Raw genomic sequence first — 16,390 nt, 5'->3', positions numbered from 1 at the left:
GAATAAGATAGAAAATAGCGCGAGGTAAACAAGTAAAAAAAACCGTCCCATAATTACTTATGAGACGGCCTCTTATCTGGCGGAGAGTTCAGGATTGGTTTAGCCGCGCCTAGCTCGCACACATCCCTAAACCTCCTTCGGTTCGAACCCCGGCCAGCCCTTCGGTTCGAATCAGGTGCTACATAAACGATAAAAGCAGCTTAAAAAAAGCTGCTTTTATCTGGCGGAGAGTGAGGGATTCGAACCCCCGGACCTGTTACAGTCAACAGTTTTCAAGACTGCCGCATTCGACCACTCTGCCAACTCTCCGCGACAAAAGTAGAAATTCCTCGCTTTTCTGCAAAAATTATTTTGGCGCTATTATTTTATCGGTTGAAAATGAGGGAGATTATTTTAATTACGCCCTGTTGCATCCAGCAAAATCATGGTTGCAGTACCTCGGAGACGTGTTTTTTAATGTTTAACGCGATTTTGTCTATCGGTAAATCGTCGGCATCGACGCCAAATGGCTCTTCGATGGATTCGCCAATCAGCTCTAGGGAGGCCAGTACATAAAAGATGAAGGGTACCGCTGCGACGACAAAATAGCCCATGGAAAAGACGTAGCCTATCGGTAGCGTAACGGAATAGGCGATGACAAACTTTTTAATAAATGAACTATAGCTCAACGGGATCGGCGTGTTCTTGATACGCTCGCAGGCACCGCAAACGTTGGTAAGGGTTTGCAGTTCGTCGTTCAGGATAATAAACTGTTCGCCCGAAAGATGCTGTTCCTGATACAATACATGTACCTTATTAAAGATTAAGGCAGCAAGTTGGTTGGGGCCATGCTTATCCTCGTCGAGCGTCTTAAACTCGGGATGCTCCTTTTCATCCAGCATGAACTTTACATAGTCTGATCGCAGAAAGTTAAATAACGTTTCGGCATAGAGTGGAATAGCGCGCCGAAAGAAACTGCGCGTAACATGATCCTCTTTTCCTATAAACGCATCAAGCTTGTAAGCCAGCGAACGGCTGACGTTTGTTAAGGTTCCCCATTGCTTTCGGGCTTCCCACCAACGGTCATAGGCGGTATTGGTACGGAATACCAGCAGCAGGGACAGCACAAAGCCCAATAGACTATGTACCATGGTGATGTTTTTTATCCAGCTTTTCTCGGACAGCTTGAGGTATTCGAGCTCCCAGTATGCAATCCCCCACGAATAGAGCGCCATAAGGAGCAGGAAAGGCCATAGTTTGCGAAAGGTGTCGCTACGGTGGAAGAATACCGTAGCCGTAAACCATTCTTTGGAATTGTAGACACGCATAATGGAGTTATAGGATTTCTATTGTCAATAAAAAATAAATGCATTATTTTCACTGCAATATGGCAAAATCCAAGAGAACGGTCAAGAGCAAAGCGAAAGAGGAGGCGTATGAGCGACGGAAATTTCTAATCTGGAGCATCGTGATACCGGCGATCGTCATTGGCTTGGGTGCGTTGTTGCTCGTCACAGACCTGCAGCATGTGGCAAAAAGGTGGATTTACGGAGACGATGTAGGAGAAAAATATAGCGATGATGCCCATACGCGGCGAAACTTGGATCTGATGCGGGTACATGACAGCTATCTGTACGGAATCGACATCTCGCAGTACCAAGGATCCATAAACTGGATCGAGCTGCACACCATACACGATGAAATTCCGCTGGATTTTGTTTTTATTCGCGCTACCATGGGGGAAAGCAAGAAGGATCGCCGATTTAAAGAAAATTGGGAAGCCGCTTTAAGTAGGACAAAGTTGCGTGGAGCCTATCACTATTTCAGGCCAAATGAGAATTCCCGGCGCCAAGCGCGTAATTTCATACAAACGGTTCGGCTGAAGCCCGGCGATTTACCGCCGGTACTGGATATCGAAGAACGCCCAAAGCGACAGCCGATGGATTCACTGAAAGTAGGATTGAAGCGTTGGTTGGACGAGGTAGAGAAGCACTATGGCATCAAGCCCATTCTCTATTCCGGGGATAGTTACTTCACAGACTTTCTGGAGAAAGAATTTTCTGATTATGTACTTTGGATTGCCAACTATAATTTTTGGGTAGACAAACCCAAAAAGCATTGGCAGTTTTGGCAGTTTTCTGAGCGTGGTGCCGTTCGTGGGATCAAAGGCCATGTGGATATCAATATGTTCAGAGGAGATATGGAAGACTTGGAAGCGCTTACAATTCCATATTGAGAGCTGGTACTTCCAAAAGGAAAACGGTATATTTGAACTATGGCAACTTTCAATGACATCATCAAACAACATCCGCTCGTGCTGGTTGATTTCTCGGCGACATGGTGTGGGCCGTGCCAAGCGCTGGCTCCCATATTAAAAGATTTAAAAGACCAGTACAAGGAGCAGCTATCGATTATCAAGATTGATGTCGACAAGAACAATGCGCTAGCGACAGCTTATCGCGTACAAGGCGTGCCAACCATGATTTTATTTCAAAATGGGCAACAGGTTTGGCGACAAAGCGGGGTCCTTAGCTTGGATAATCTCACGGCGGTGGTGGATCCCTTTATAGGCTAACGCGCGCTTTAGTCCTCATTTTCGGGAATATCATGACGTAGACCGGATAGCTTCTCGATCATCACTTTATCGATACGATTACCATCCATATCTATCACTTCTAGTTTATAATTCTTGAAATGTATGGATTCACCTTCCTGCGGCACATGGTCCAGCGTCAGAAATATAAGTCCCCCCAACGTTGTGATGTTGCTGAGTTCGTCTTCTTCTTCGGGAGTGAGGGAAAGGTGAAAGTAGCTCATGAAATCGCTGAGCTGTATGCGTCCATCGGCAAAAAATGAACCATCTTCCCGTTGTCGGATGTTACCTTCTCCGTGGCTATCATCTGTAGAGTCCATGTCACCAAAAAGTGTTCGAACGATATCCTTGATAGAAACGATCCCCTGTGGGATGCCATATTCATCAATAACCACGGCGAGCTGTGCCTTGGCATTTCTAAAGACATTGAGAATATTATAGGCCGAGGTATTCTCATTGACAAAAGGAATGGGCTGTATCAGTTCGGCAAAATTGATGGGTTGGTCATCAATATATTTTTTCAGAAATGTCTTGACATGTATAATTCCTTTCACCTGGTCAAAGCTGCCATCCACAACTGGAAACTCGGTATGTTCGGATGTACGGATAATGGCTTTGTTTTCCTCCACTGTATCCTGCAAATCCAGACAATCGATTTCCGAGCGGTGTACCATCAGGTTGATGGCACGTTTATCGCCCAAGACGAGCAATCTGTCCATGAAGTCATGTTCAAAATTTTCGATTACCCCGCTACTGACGCCCTCATCGACCAACGCTTTTATCTCTTCTTCCGTCACGGAATTTTCCGAGACCCTGATGTTCAATAACTTCACGATCGCCTCGGTGGAAACACTTAATAGCCATACAAAAGGCTTGACAATTTTGCTTAAAAGCCTCATCGGTGCTGCAATGAAAGAAGCGTAACGTTCTGGTATAGCCATGCCTATACGTTTGGGTACCAGCTCGCCGATCACCAAGGACAGATAGGTGATCACCAATACGACCAAAATAACGGAGATCTGTTGGCTATAGGCTGCCAAAAACGATACCTGATTTAGTTGAAGTGCCAAGTAGGAAGAAATGCTGCCTCCACCAAAAAATCCTGTCAATATCCCAATCAAGGTGATCCCGATCTGTACGGTGGAAAGAAATTGATTTGGATTTTCTTTTAATTTAAGGACTACCTGTGCAGCATGGTTTTTCTTATCGGCCAAGGCCTGTAGTCTCGCTTTTCGGCTGGAGACAATGGCGATCTCCGATGCGGATAAAATACCGTTTAAAAGAATAAGGGCCAGAATGATGATGATTTCCGTGAGCATGTTGCTTTTTTTGTCTTTTAAAAATACGAAATCTTTTGCAATAGAAGTGATGGTTGATTTAAAAAAGCAAACCACGGCCGGTAGTGCGCTGTCGACAGCACGGAAGATTTGTTGATAAAGGGCTGTTTTTTTTGGTTGATTGCAACATCGAGGTAGTTTGAAAAAAGTGCAAACGTTTGCTTTCTATTAGGTCTTTTGTTTTTAATAATTATTTAATGATATTGCGATGGTATAGACCTAGATGGTGTTTTTTAATTATATTTTATGTTTGATTGCAAAGATAGTACGATTATAGATTCTGTTAATCATTTTGATATTGACGGTAATATGGTGAGCTTGGAACGATTTGGTTCTGGGCATATAAACGATACTTTTTGTGTGAAAACAGACATAAAACAGGGTAGAAGCTACCTGCTCCAGCGGATCAATAAAAACATTTTTCCCGATGTTGAAGGGTTGATGGCTAATACGAAAATTGTACTGGATCATTTAAAGGCCAAATTGGCACCGCTCGGCGCCGAAGCCGTCGAAAAGGGTACGTTGACGCTTATCCCAACGAAGTCAGGGGCGCTTTATTACAAAGATGCGGAAAGCGGTTACTGGCGGATGTTTATCCTATTGGAGGGCACCAAAAGCTACGATATTGTCGAAACGGAGGCACAGGCTTATGCAGGAGGTAGAGCGTTTGGTGAGTTTCAAAAGCAACTAGCCGATTTGGATGCAACCCGATTAGTGGAGGTATTGCCAAATTTCCATAACATAGACTTTCGTATGGACAATCTGCGCCAAGCCATAGCCGCCGATCCCCTTGAACGATTAGAGGCTGTGGGCGATCTTTTGGATTACATCTTTGTGCGGGAAGATAACATGCGTTCTATACTGAAACGTGCCGATAAGGGAGAAATTCCCTTACGGATCACGCATAACGATACAAAGTTTAATAATGTATTGCTGGATCAAGAAGACAGGGTACAGTGTGTCATTGATCTGGATACCGTCATGCCCGGTTATGTCGCTTATGATTTTGGGGACGCCATCAGAACGATCATCAACTCGGCCGCCGAAGATGAAGCTGATACGGACAGGATACAATTGAATATTGCCCTATTTAAAGCTTACACAGCCGGCTATATCTGCGAAGCTAAAGATTTTCTTTCGAAAGCAGAGATCGAGTCGCTGTTGGAAGGCGTTTTTCTTTTGCCTTATATGCAGGCGGTACGCTTTTTAACGGATTATCTAAATGGCGATACCTATTATAAGATACAATATCCGACGCATAATTTGGTTAGAACTCGCGCACAGCTTAAATTAGTAGCCGAACTGGAAGAGCATGCACCTTTGTTAAAGCGCATTTTGCTGGACAGTTTTCAAAGCTAAAACTGAACATATGAAAAAGTTGACCGTGGAATTGCGAGATGTCGCGTTAGCGGAGTTTGATTATTACGAAGTCGCCCGTCAGATGGCTGACCTTTCGTGGCAGCCGGTGGCGCAGCAAAACTGGCGCGATCAGTTTCCTGATAAACCTAACGTGGCCTTTCAAATTGCACACAACAATAAGGGAATTCTGTTGCATTTCGCCGTGGAAGAACAGTTTATCAAAGCGCAATACGTCCGACCAAATGAGGCAGTATGGGAAGATAGTTGTGTCGAGTTTTTTGTTTCCTTTGACAATAAGCAACATTATTACAACATAGAGTTTAATGTTGCGGGGACAGGGCTGATTGGATATGGACCTGAAATTAAGACGGACAGGACAAGGTTGAAAGCCGACGTGATATCGGAGGTTATGACAGCCACATCCATTGTCAATCGACAGTCTACCAAACGCTGGTATATGATTATGTACATATCGAGCACTGTTTTTATCCACTCCGAATTGACTATGCTCTCAGGACTGTTGGCCCACGGTAACTTTTATAAATGTGGCGACGGCCTTCCAAACGCGCATTTCTTATCTTGGGCACCTATCCTTGCGCCCAATCCAAACTTTCATTTGCCTGCATTTTTTGGCGAGCTGGTGTTTCAATAATCTTTTTAAATGATTAGGAGGGTGGCCTCGATGCCAAAAGCCTTTGAATACCGCTAGGCTAGACCGAGCTTAACCAAATCTCTGATTTTGCTACCCTGCAATGCAGGATGGTGCTGCACAAATACAAGCTCTCCGGAGGGGGTATCGTATTTATACGTGGAAATGATAAAAGCTCAAACATTTCGTCCAAGAAATTGTATTAATACCCAAATATAACGAAGTTAAGACTCGCCCTTTGGATCGTATCATCACTTCCTCTGGAAGTTTAAAGGGACATGTATGGAAAATCAAGTAATTTTGACGCTAGTAAACCTCTTGCTTCTTTGTATATTGGCTTGTTTTGGTTATCGGCAGCGCCTGTCCACAAAAAGGGTAGGCCAGTTTAAAATGGAAAGAAAGAAGCTCATGCTCGCGCAAACAAAGCTAGGGCTTTCTTTTGGAAAGTTGCAAAAGGAGCATCAGCTCTTGCAGCAAAAGCAAGTTTTCAATTTGGCTGTGCTGTCTCTTATGGCACACGATCTGCGCGCACCCTTTCAGAACCTCAAGATGCTTCTCGCTGCAGAAAAGGCATCTTGGATAACCAAGGAAGATAACACTTACCTCAGTACGCTGTTGCATGATCAAATCCAGACATCGGAAAAGCTGTTGGAGAATTTACTCTCTTGGAGCGCCCAACGTTTGCAAACAGACGAAATCAAACAAGATTTTTTTTCTGTTATACAGGAAACAGAGCACGTTGTAAGCTTATTTTCGTTGCAGCTAAAACAAAAAAATATCATACTAAAAAACATCCTTCCTGATGCTGTTGTCGCAATCGGTGAAACCGAAATGTTTCAGTTTACCCTGCGCAATTTGTTGAGCAACGCCATAAAATATAGCGATGAAAATAGCGTCATTGAAATTGGCGCTTCTATGGATCTGGACACTTCAGCATCTTTTGTGTATATACGTGACTCGGGCTGCGGAATGGATACCGTTACACTACAAGAAATAAAGGAGAAAAAGCAGATCCCTAGTTTGCCGGGTACGAACAACGAAAAAGGTAGCGGATTGGGATTGGCACTCTGTCAGAATTTGATTGAGCGGGTGGGCTGGCGACTAATGGTGTACAGCAGGTTGGGGCATGGAACGACCTTTCAACTCTATATGCCGCTTACAACACAGGAAAACCATAGTATGGTACAGGGAGAAGCGATTGATGTGTCTCGCCCGGAAAGGTCTGAATTGGTTTGATCCTATCTTTTTTTTCCGAGAGATCCCTGCTTTCGTCTTTGGAGCATAAGAGACATTATTACATTCAGAATCACCCAATTCTTTTCTTAATTTTTCAAGTTTGCGCATTATTTTCATTCTTATACCGTCTAAAGCAGGAGCTTCGTAGAGGATCTATAATTCGTCGGATTCATTTTCAGGCTATAAAGCTGCCATTTACTTATATTCCTTAAAAATGGATGTGCTTGAATCGGGTCGTACGATGTCCATAGTGTTTTTTGAACATGTGGATACCAGGATATTCAAAATAGCTTGACAAGGGCATATGCGCCAAATACTGTCTTTTACTGGGCATCAACCAAACCAAAGAGAATAAACATCTAAAAAAATTTTTTGCTAAAAAAATTAGTATTATTTTTGTATTCTAGGAAGGAGGAAACATCATGCCTGAAACAACGGATAAACAAAAAACCATACAGGATCTGCAACGCCAAATATTGGCCTGGCAGGGATATAAAGAGACAGGGCAGCCGTCTTTGTCTTTAGGGCTGGGCGACCTGGAGAAGGTGTTTCCAGGAAAGGTTTTTCCACGCGGCGCGATGCATGAGTTTATGACGTTTTGTCCAGAGGATAAAGCGGCAAGCACAGGCTTTATTGCCAGTCTACTGTCCAAACTGATGCGGAAAGGAGGAACAGCCTTATGGATCAGCGGATCGCCGGAGCTTTTTCCGCCATCCTTACAGACCTTCGGGCTAGAGCCGGATCGCATGGTTTTTGTCTGTATAAAAAAGGAAAAAGATAGGTTGTGGGCTTTGGAAGAAGCCTTAAAGTGCGACGCCCTATGTGTGGTGGTCGCGGAAATAAATGATGTGGATTTTGTTCAATCGCGGCGCTTGCAGCTTGTTGTGGAGGAAAGTAAAGTAACGGGCTTGCTATTGCGCACTGCCCCACGCGTGCAGATGACTACAGCATGTACGGTGCGTTGGCATATTCGCGCTTTGCCAAGTGTGACGGAGGGTGGATTACCGGGGGTCGGTTTTCCTGCCTGGGACGTTATGTTGCTCAAGGTGAGAAATGGTAATCCCAGCCATTGGCAGATTGCGTGGCAAAACAACGCTTTTGTCCTGCAGCAACAAAAACATTCGGATATTCCAGGATCCAAAATAGTAAATCGTAAAGTGGGTTAGTCGTATGAAGAAGCGCTATGCCGTATTGTTTTTTCCTTACCTGCTAACCGATTGGTATTTGCGGAAAAACACCGAATATGTTGCGGAACCTGTCGTTTTTATGGCTTCTGCCAATAGCCGCATGTTCATTACGGCAAGTAATGCCATAGCGCAAGAACTCGGTATTTTTCCCAACATGTTACTAGCCGATGCTAGGGCCGCGGTGCCTCAGCTCCACGTGCTGACCGATAAACCTTTGCGAAAGAAGAAGCTCCTTGAGGCACTGGCTCAATGGTGTTTGCAGTTTACACCTACGGTAGCGACCGACGACCTTGGAAACCTTCTGCTGGATATCAGTGGCTGTGCACACCTGTGGGGAGGTGAAAAAGGATATCTAGCTGCTATTATTGCACAGCTGGGTAGTAAAGGATATGAAGCTAACATCTGTAGCGCAGATACCATTGGGGCGGCGTGGGCTGCTGCACATTATCGTCCTACTGGGACAGTGATCGATGCAGGAAGACAGCTAGAGCTGTTGTCGCATTTGCCTCCCGAGGCCCTTCGTCTAGAAAGTAATACCTTAGATCGATTGTATAAATTAGGTTTCAGAACCTTGGACAGCTTTGCTGCAATACCAGTTGATGTATTAAACCGTCGGTTTTCTTCAGAGCTTGTCCTTCGCTTGCAGCAGTTCTTGGGAAAAGTAGAAGAATACCTGGAATGGGTGCAGCCTATACAACCCTATTCCGAATCATTATCATGCCTCGAACCCATCTGTACGGATAAAGGTATTGAAATAGCTATTGGGAAGCTCATGACTGATCTGTGCGCTCGACTTGAAGCGGAAGGCAAAGGATTGCGAAAGGCTAAACTTTCATGCCATCGGGTCGATGGAAAAGTGAAAACAATAGAGATTGGTACGAATAGGCCATCGGCGCATGTACCCCATTTATGCGCACTCTTCGCGCAAAAGATAGCTGAAATAGAGCCAGGCTTGGGTATAGAGCTTTTTGTAATGGATGCGCTTATGCTGGATGATGCCTCGCCCCTGCAAGAAGTGCTGTGGAAAGGTAGTGCGGGAGTGTCCGACCAGGCTCTAGTAGAACTATTGGATAAGATTAAAGTGCGAGATAGCAATTGCCGTATCGATCGCTATTTGCCCAATGAACATCATTGGCCGGAACGTTCCATCCGATCGGCAACAGCGCTCACCGAAAAGAAAGATAGGGAGTGGCCGCTGGGTAAGCTGCGACCGACGAGGTTGTTACATCCTCCACATGCCATTGAAGTTGCAGCTCCGATCCCAGACTATCCGCCTATGCTTTTTCGCTACCTAGGCGAAGTGCACCATATCAAAAAAGCAGATGGCCCTGAACGTATAGAACGGGAATGGTGGCTGGAATTAGGGGAACATAGAGACTATTATTACGTAGAAGATGAAAAAGGACGAAGGTATTGGCTGTTTCGCGCCGGGCACTATACGGCAGACACAGTTGCTGAATGGTATTTACATGGTTTTTTCGCATGATGGAGGAATCTTATATTGAATTGCAGGTAACCAGTAATTTTACTTTCCTACGCGGAGCTTCCCATCCGGAGGAATTGGTGGAACAAGCAGCTGCTTTGGGCTATAAGACCATCGCAATTACCGACAGAAATAGTTTGGCAGGCATGGTCAGAGCGCATGTGGCTGCAAAGAAGAAGGGGGTCAGGCTTATTGTAGGCTGCCGCCTCGATTTGATGGATGGTTACAGCTTGTTGGCATATCCCCAAAGCAAAACAGGATACGCGGTGCTTTGTGATCTGCTATCCAAAGGCAATCTGCGTGCAGAAAAAGGCAAATGCTACCTGTATAAAGCGGATATTGCCACGCATAAAAATGACCTGCTGTTTATTGTTGTTCCGCCAAAGCAACTCGACTTAAACTTCTCTTTGGATGATAATTACAGAAATGATGTGACAGAATATGCGCAATTGCTTGGCAAACAATTGTATATAGGTGTTTCAAAGCTTTATCTAGGTGATGACGATAAACGCTTGTTTCGTGTGCAGGAAATCGCGGATAAATTGAAATTGCCAATTGTTGCCCTAGGTGATGTGCATTACCACAATCCCCATCGTCGAGAGCTATCAGATATTTTAACCTGTGTGCGTGAAAAATGCACCATACAACAAGCTGGTTATCGGCTGCATGCCAATGCCGAACGCTACTTAAAGCCCATGGACGAAATGGAACGTCTCTTTCGTAAATATCCGGAAGCACTCCTCCATACGCAGAAAGTTGCTGCCGCCTGTTCTTTCTCTTTGGATCAATTGACTTATGTTTATCCTGAAGAGTTGACGCAGGGTGGACGAACCCCGCAGCAAGAGCTGGAAAAATTGGTGTGGGAAGGTGCAGAAAAGCGCTTTAACGGAAATATCCTCCCTGAACATCGGCAACAGATCCAAATGGAGCTGGAATTTATTGCCCGGAAAAACTATCCTTCTTATTTTTTGACAGTGCATGATTACGTACAGTTTGCACGCAGGCGTGGCATTCTTTGCCAAGGTCGGGGTTCTGCCGCCAACTCAATTGTCTGTTATTGCTTGGAAATTACGGCCGTTGACCCCACACAGATCAAGCTTTTGTTTGCCCGCTTTATGTCGGATGCGCGTGATGAACCACCTGATATTGATGTGGATTTCGAACATGAACGTCGAGAGGAAGTCATCCAATACATCTACGAAAAATATGGCCGAGATCGCGCTGCTATCGTAGCTACTGTCACGCAGGAGCGCGCGAAGGGTGCGCTGCGTGATGTGGGAAAGGCAATGGGTTTGTCTGCCGATGCTTTAAGTAGGCTTTCACAAACTGTTAGTGCTCATTGGGATAGCGAATTGGATCTTGATCGTTTTGCTGAACATGGTTTTTCAATAGAAGACCCCCATTTTCGTAAAACTATTGCGCTTGCTGAGCAGTTGATGGGCTTTCCCCGTCAGCTCGGGCAGCATACAGGGGGCTTTGTCATTACGCAGGGCAAAATGCACGAATTATGCCCCAGCATTCCTGCACGTATGGAAAACAGAACCAATATTGAATGGAACAAGGATGATTTGGAGGCTTTGGGTTTTCTGAAGGTAGATGTGTTGGGACTGGGCATGCTAACCTGCCTGCGAAAGAGCTTTGACATGGTGAAAGAACATTATGGCGAAGAATTGACCCTCTTTAATATCCCGCCAAACGACGAGCGGGTGTACGATATGATCTGTTTGGCCGATACATTAGGGGTTTTCCAAATAGAAAGTAGAGCGCAGATGTCTATGTTACCGCGCCTGAAACCTAGAGAATTTTACGACCTCGTCATTGAAGTGGCCATTGTGCGGCCTGGTCCCATTCAGGGAAATATGGTGCATCCTTATCTACGACGGCGAAATGGCGAGGAAGATGTGGAATACCCCAAAGAGGAGATTAGGGGGATCCTGGAAAAAACCAGAGGGGTACCGTTGTTTCAGGAACAGGCCATGGAAATTGCGATCGTGGCGGCAGGTTTTACACCTGCCGAGGCGGATGCTTTGCGCCGCAGCATGGCAACCTTTAAAGCAAAAGGCGAGGTGAGCCAATTTCGGCAAAAGATGTTGGATGGGATGCTGGCCAAAGGTTATAAAGAAGAGTTTGCCGAACGGGTGTTCAAACAGATAGAAGGGTTTGGTGGCTATGGCTTTCCAGAGAGTCATGCAGCATCTTTTGCCCTGCTGGTTTATATATCGAGCTATATTAAATGTTACTATCCCGATGTATTTGCAGCATCGCTGCTCAATAGCCAACCAATGGGATTTTATCGACCTGCCCAGATTATCATAGATGCCCAAAACCATGGGATAACAGTGCTGCCCATAGATGTTAACCATTCCTTTTGGGATAATACCTTGGAAGGTGAGTTTGGGAAAAAATTTCATCATTTGCGCCTGGGATTCCGTCAGTTAAAAGGTATAGCTGAAGAAGAAGTGGAACAGTTAATCAAAGCGCGAAAGCAGGTTTTCAGCAACATGGAGGAACTGGCAGATGTCATGACCATATCGATGTTGGAGAAATTGGCAGATGCCGATGCTTTCCGTTCCATGGGCTTGGATCGAAGAGAGGCCCTATGGCAAGTGGCGGCGGTGCGGGATCGACCGATCGCACTGTTTAAAGGCCAACCATCAACTAGTGCAAGTGAAGCGCAGATCCAGCTACCCTTTATGACGGATAGCGAACATGTCGTGCAGGACTATGCCAGCATGGGACTTTCCGTGAAGGCGCATCCGCTATATTTCCTCCGCGAAAAATTAGATAAAAAGCATGTGGTTTCCGCTCATAAACTACCTTTGGTGAAAAATGGTATGCCGGTAAAAGTCTGTGGATTAGTGACCGTAAGGCAGCGCCCCGGCACGGCAAAAGGGGTGTTGTTTGTAACGATTGAAGACGAAACGGGTTTTGCAAATTTGGTGGTATGGTCCCAAACATTTGTTAAATTTAGGCGTGAAATACTTCAGTCTAAATTGCTGTTGGTGAGTGGTGTATTGCAGGTAGAAGGGCAGGTTATTCATGTGGTGGTCAAACAGTGCTATAACTTGAATGATTGGCTGTTGGAGTTGGAACAAGCTGGAGACCGGAAGGTGTCTGCCATTTTTCACAAGGGACGCAATTTCAAGTAAATGTAAATAAGGCGAGAGCATATGCTTATCTTAGCTGGTAGATTTAACCCTCATAAAAATGATTAAGAAGTTTCTTTCCCTTAGTATTGCTGTGCTGCTTTATACGGTACCTACCTTCGGCCAAATATCGCAGCTTCGTGCGCAAATTGAAGCATGCACCCAAGATAAAGATGCAATTGTCGCCGTGGCGATCCAAGGTGTTGATAAAGATGATCAGGTATATGTTCGTGCGACAGAACGATTGCCCATGCAAAGTGTATTCAAATTTCATATCGCTGTGGCCATGCTGACAGCGATTGATAAAGGTAAGTTCAAACTCGAGCAAGCTATCGCAATCAAAAAACGTGATCTTACGCCCGAGATCTGGAGCCCATTGCGTGAAAAGTATCCCCATGGAGCTACCCTTCCCATCTCCGAAATATTGACGTTTATGTTGGCGCAAAGCGACAACGTTGCTTGCGACGTTTTGTTGAAATTGCTCGGTGGACCGGCTAAAGTAGATCGGTTCTATAAAGATCGTGGTATACGGGATTTGGCTATCGCCATCAATGAAAAGACCATGCAAAGCAATTGGGATATGCAATTTCTAAATTGGACCACAGCGGCAGCATGCGCGGACTTGATGCAGACTTATTTTTATAACCGACATCAGGAGCTGTCTGCCACAAGCCACGCCTTCTTATGGCGGGTAATGAGTGAGTCCCAAACCGGTTTAAAGCGGTTGAAGGGGAAACTGCCAGCCGATGTTACAGTAGCTCATAAGACTGGTTTTTCAGGAACCAAAGATGGAACCACTGCAGCCGTACACGATGCCGGTGTCATATTTCTGCCTAACGGAGAGCCGCTGTTTATCACGGTATTTGTGAGCGATTCTAAAGAAGATCTTCAAACAAATGAAGCTGTGATTGCCGAGGTTGCACGCATGGGCTATGATTATTTTGTAAAACAGAGTGAAAAATAAAAAATCCTGAAGCGGGGAACTTCAGGATTTTACCAAACCAATTATTAACCTAAATTATGAAATTATACAATATAAACGACGCTCAAGCATCGCTAGTATGTTGATAGTTGTTCTTAACATTTTTTAACATTTGATTTTAATAGCTTTTGGAATCCTTGTTCCAAACCAGCACGACCTGTTTCATCATTTGTAAGGATACTGCTTGCCGGCCAGTAAATTGGAACAATCTCAAACTTTTATCGTATTGTGGTGGTTAACTAAATAGTTAACAATCGATACACATATATGAATACACCGTTGATCTTTCAATTTATTTCCGAGCCTTCAGACGTGAATTATGGAGGAAAAGTACATGGTGGAGCTGTGATGAAATGGATAGATCAGGCAGGTTACGCTTGCGCGAGCAGTTGGAGTAGCCGCTATTGCGTAACGGTGTATGTTGGTGGTATCCGTTTCTATCAACCAATCAAGATCGGGCAGATTGTCAAAGTGGAAGCCCACGTGATATACACCGGCTCGAGTAGTATGCATATTGGAATTGATGTATATGCCCGGGATCTGAAAAGCAATAGCTTCGAGAAAAAAACACATTGCATCATCGTTTTTGTTGCATTGGACGACGATGGCAAAGCAACTCAAGTACCGAAATGGATTCCGATGACGGAAGACGAAAAGCGTCAGGAAGAATACGCCAAAAGATTGATGATACACCGCAAGCAGATTGAGGAAGAAATGAAGCCCTTTCTGTAGGAATTTATTCATATCTATTCCCCAATCCTAGCATCGGATAGCAATGCAGGACTTTTCCGCAATGCGTATTTGACGCATGTTTTTATGGTAAATATACCTAATGCGTTTATTGAAGTCAATTTTGCATCCCTATTCTGAGGCCTTAGGATTTGATTATAGCAGCTTTTTTGTTAATTTGTAAATTAAAAGCAAATAGATCACTAGTCATACACTATGCGTAAAGCCAACTTTGATTCGGAATTTTGTGGCAATCTTCCTATACATCACATCAATACCATACAGCCATACGGTGCTGTCGTGCTATTGGATAAACATGATTTACGGATCATTCAAGTGAGTGCGAATATAGCGACATATTTAGATTTGGAACCGCAGGCTGCGGTTGGAACAGTATTCGTTACACATATTTTGGAAACGCGTGAGGAGTTTTTGATGCGCTTGGAAGAAAGTGTGCGGAAGAAAATCACCGTCGAATTGACGGTTTCGGGAAAACCCATACGAATGTGGGCCACTGAACATGAGCTTTATTATATGCTAGAACTGCAATTGGCGCAGCAAAACAATCCTAGCCAATTTGGAGGACTACAGCAAGTACGACAACTGGTTGCCGAACTGGACGCGGTAGATGAGTTGCAGGAAGCATGTGACTTGATCGTTCGCAATATACAGACTATGTTGGATATCGACGGAGTCATGATGTATAAATTTGATGCGGATTGGAATGGTAAGGTCATCGCGGAAAGCAAGACCGATGCGCTGGAACCCTATTTGGGTGTAACTTTTCCGGCATCTGATGTCCCACGGCAGGCACGTGAACTGTACTTAAAAAACCCGATAAGACTGATTCCGGACAGAACGTATACGCCTGCGCGCCTGTATCCAGTAATAAATCCCTTAACGAATGCCTTCACAGATTTATCAGCATCTTTTTTGCGGGGCGTGGCCGATGTACATTTGGAATATATGGCCAATATGGAAGTCATGGGATCGATGTCCTTGCGTGTCATCCATAATGGGAAGCTTTGGGGACTTATATCTTGCAATCATAGCGTGCCACTCGACCTTAGTTTTGAGGATAGTGCAAATTTAGCTTTGCTGACCAATGTTATTTCCACTAAAATTTCATCGATCATAAACAGCGACGAATATCAGTTTGTCTCAAATTTGCAACAGGATCGAAATCGAATAATTGACCAGGTGTATAAATCGGGTGTTAAATCCGGTACGCTTGATGATGAACTGAATGTTTTAGACCTGTTTAGAGCAACAGCAGCAGTTATTTACGATGGTAATCAACGTTATGTAAAGGGAGAAACACCTGAAGCCAGTTTTTTAGATGACGTGTACCTGTGGTTGCAGGCGAAAGAGATCAAACAGGTGTATGCAACCCATAATTTAGCAAGTGTTATTGAAGAAGCGATGCATGTCAGCGATCAGGCCAGTGGCATGTTGGTTATCCCGCTTTCCGGGAGCGAACCCAATTATATGGTCTGCTTTCGACCGGAAGTAGTTAAAACCATCGAGTGGGGCGGAAACCCACATCAGGCAATAAATTTTGATGTCGGTGGCAAAACGTATCACCCACGAAATTCGTTTAAAGTATGGATGGAAACGGTCAGTCAAACCGCAATGCCTTGGCATGAACAGGAGTTGCAGATTGCCAATTCGATCCGTAGTTTTCTTATAGAGCATAAGCATTAATTTTTT

The 16,390-nt window shown here is 44.6% G+C and carries 13 protein-coding genes and 1 tRNA gene; 11 read left to right on the top strand and 3 right to left on the bottom strand.

The window, feature by feature from the left end; genetic code table 11:
- Positions 1-221: 221 nt before the first annotated feature.
- Positions 222-309 (bottom strand) — tRNA-Ser (locus IE165_RS14180).
- 113 nt (positions 310-422) lie between these two features.
- Positions 423-1,307, bottom strand: coding sequence for a bestrophin family protein (locus tag IE165_RS14175; protein WP_189627293.1), 885 nt, complete (start codon positions 1,305-1,307; stop codon positions 423-425).
- A gap of 59 nt (positions 1,308-1,366) precedes the next feature.
- Between IE165_RS14175 and IE165_RS14170 the strand changes: the two genes are divergently transcribed.
- Both IE165_RS14170 and trxA read left to right on the top strand, forming a co-directional pair.
- Positions 1,367-2,215: a glycoside hydrolase family 25 protein gene (locus IE165_RS14170; protein ID WP_189627292.1), complete on the top strand. Its 849-nt coding sequence runs from the start codon at positions 1,367-1,369 to the stop codon at positions 2,213-2,215.
- Between the two features lie 39 nt (positions 2,216-2,254).
- Positions 2,255-2,554: a thioredoxin gene (gene trxA / locus IE165_RS14165; protein WP_189627291.1), complete on the top strand. Its 300-nt coding sequence runs from the start codon at positions 2,255-2,257 to the stop codon at positions 2,552-2,554.
- An 8-nt stretch (positions 2,555-2,562) separates the two neighbouring features.
- Here trxA and IE165_RS14160 read toward each other — a convergent pair whose 3' ends face one another.
- On the bottom strand, positions 2,563-3,891 hold the full coding sequence (locus IE165_RS14160; protein ID WP_189627290.1) for a hemolysin family protein: 1,329 nt from the start codon (positions 3,889-3,891) through the stop codon (positions 2,563-2,565).
- 264 nt (positions 3,892-4,155) lie between these two features.
- Here IE165_RS14160 and IE165_RS14155 point away from each other — a divergent pair, with 264 nt between their 5' ends.
- The 9 genes from IE165_RS14155 (at position 4,156) to IE165_RS14115 (ending at position 16,384) form a co-directional block, all read left to right on the top strand.
- Complete coding sequence (locus tag IE165_RS14155) at positions 4,156-5,268, top strand: phosphotransferase enzyme family protein (RefSeq protein ID WP_189627289.1); 1,113 nt, start codon at positions 4,156-4,158, stop codon at positions 5,266-5,268.
- A gap of 10 nt (positions 5,269-5,278) precedes the next feature.
- Positions 5,279-5,920: a carbohydrate-binding family 9-like protein gene (locus IE165_RS14150; RefSeq protein WP_189627288.1), complete on the top strand. Its 642-nt coding sequence runs from the start codon at positions 5,279-5,281 to the stop codon at positions 5,918-5,920.
- A 279-nt stretch (positions 5,921-6,199) separates the two neighbouring features.
- Positions 6,200-7,153 (top strand): sensor histidine kinase, encoded by a 954-nt coding sequence (locus IE165_RS14145; protein ID WP_189627287.1) that lies wholly within the window; start codon positions 6,200-6,202, stop codon positions 7,151-7,153.
- A gap of 422 nt (positions 7,154-7,575) precedes the next feature.
- Positions 7,576-8,319: an ImuA family protein gene (locus tag IE165_RS14140; RefSeq protein ID WP_189627286.1), complete on the top strand. Its 744-nt coding sequence runs from the start codon at positions 7,576-7,578 to the stop codon at positions 8,317-8,319.
- 4 nt (positions 8,320-8,323) lie between these two features.
- On the top strand, positions 8,324-9,826 hold the full coding sequence (locus tag IE165_RS14135) for a Y-family DNA polymerase (protein ID WP_189627285.1): 1,503 nt from the start codon (positions 8,324-8,326) through the stop codon (positions 9,824-9,826).
- Positions 9,823-12,972, top strand: a complete 3,150-nt coding sequence (locus IE165_RS14130; RefSeq protein ID WP_189627284.1) for an error-prone DNA polymerase — start codon at positions 9,823-9,825, stop codon at positions 12,970-12,972. The genes IE165_RS14135 and IE165_RS14130 overlap by 4 nt, the downstream gene beginning before the upstream one ends.
- Positions 12,973-13,030: 58 nt before the next feature.
- Entirely contained in the window at positions 13,031-13,933 is a 903-nt protein-coding gene (gene bla, locus IE165_RS14125) for a class A beta-lactamase, subclass A2 (protein ID WP_189627283.1), read from the top strand.
- Between the two features lie 285 nt (positions 13,934-14,218).
- Positions 14,219-14,683: an acyl-CoA thioesterase gene (locus IE165_RS14120; RefSeq protein WP_189627282.1), complete on the top strand. Its 465-nt coding sequence runs from the start codon at positions 14,219-14,221 to the stop codon at positions 14,681-14,683.
- A 213-nt stretch (positions 14,684-14,896) separates the two neighbouring features.
- The gene (locus tag IE165_RS14115; protein ID WP_189627281.1) at positions 14,897-16,384 is read left to right on the top strand and encodes a GAF domain-containing protein; all 1,488 of its coding nucleotides are present in this window, start codon (positions 14,897-14,899) and stop codon (positions 16,382-16,384) included.
- The last annotated feature ends 6 nt before the right edge of the window (positions 16,385-16,390 follow it).

Source organism: Sphingobacterium griseoflavum (assembly GCF_014653155.1).
GTDB classification, from domain to species: domain Bacteria; phylum Bacteroidota; class Bacteroidia; order Sphingobacteriales; family Sphingobacteriaceae; genus Sphingobacterium; species Sphingobacterium griseoflavum.
Note: the sequence above shows the minus strand (reverse complement) of the source record. Positions and strands in the feature narration are given on the sequence as shown.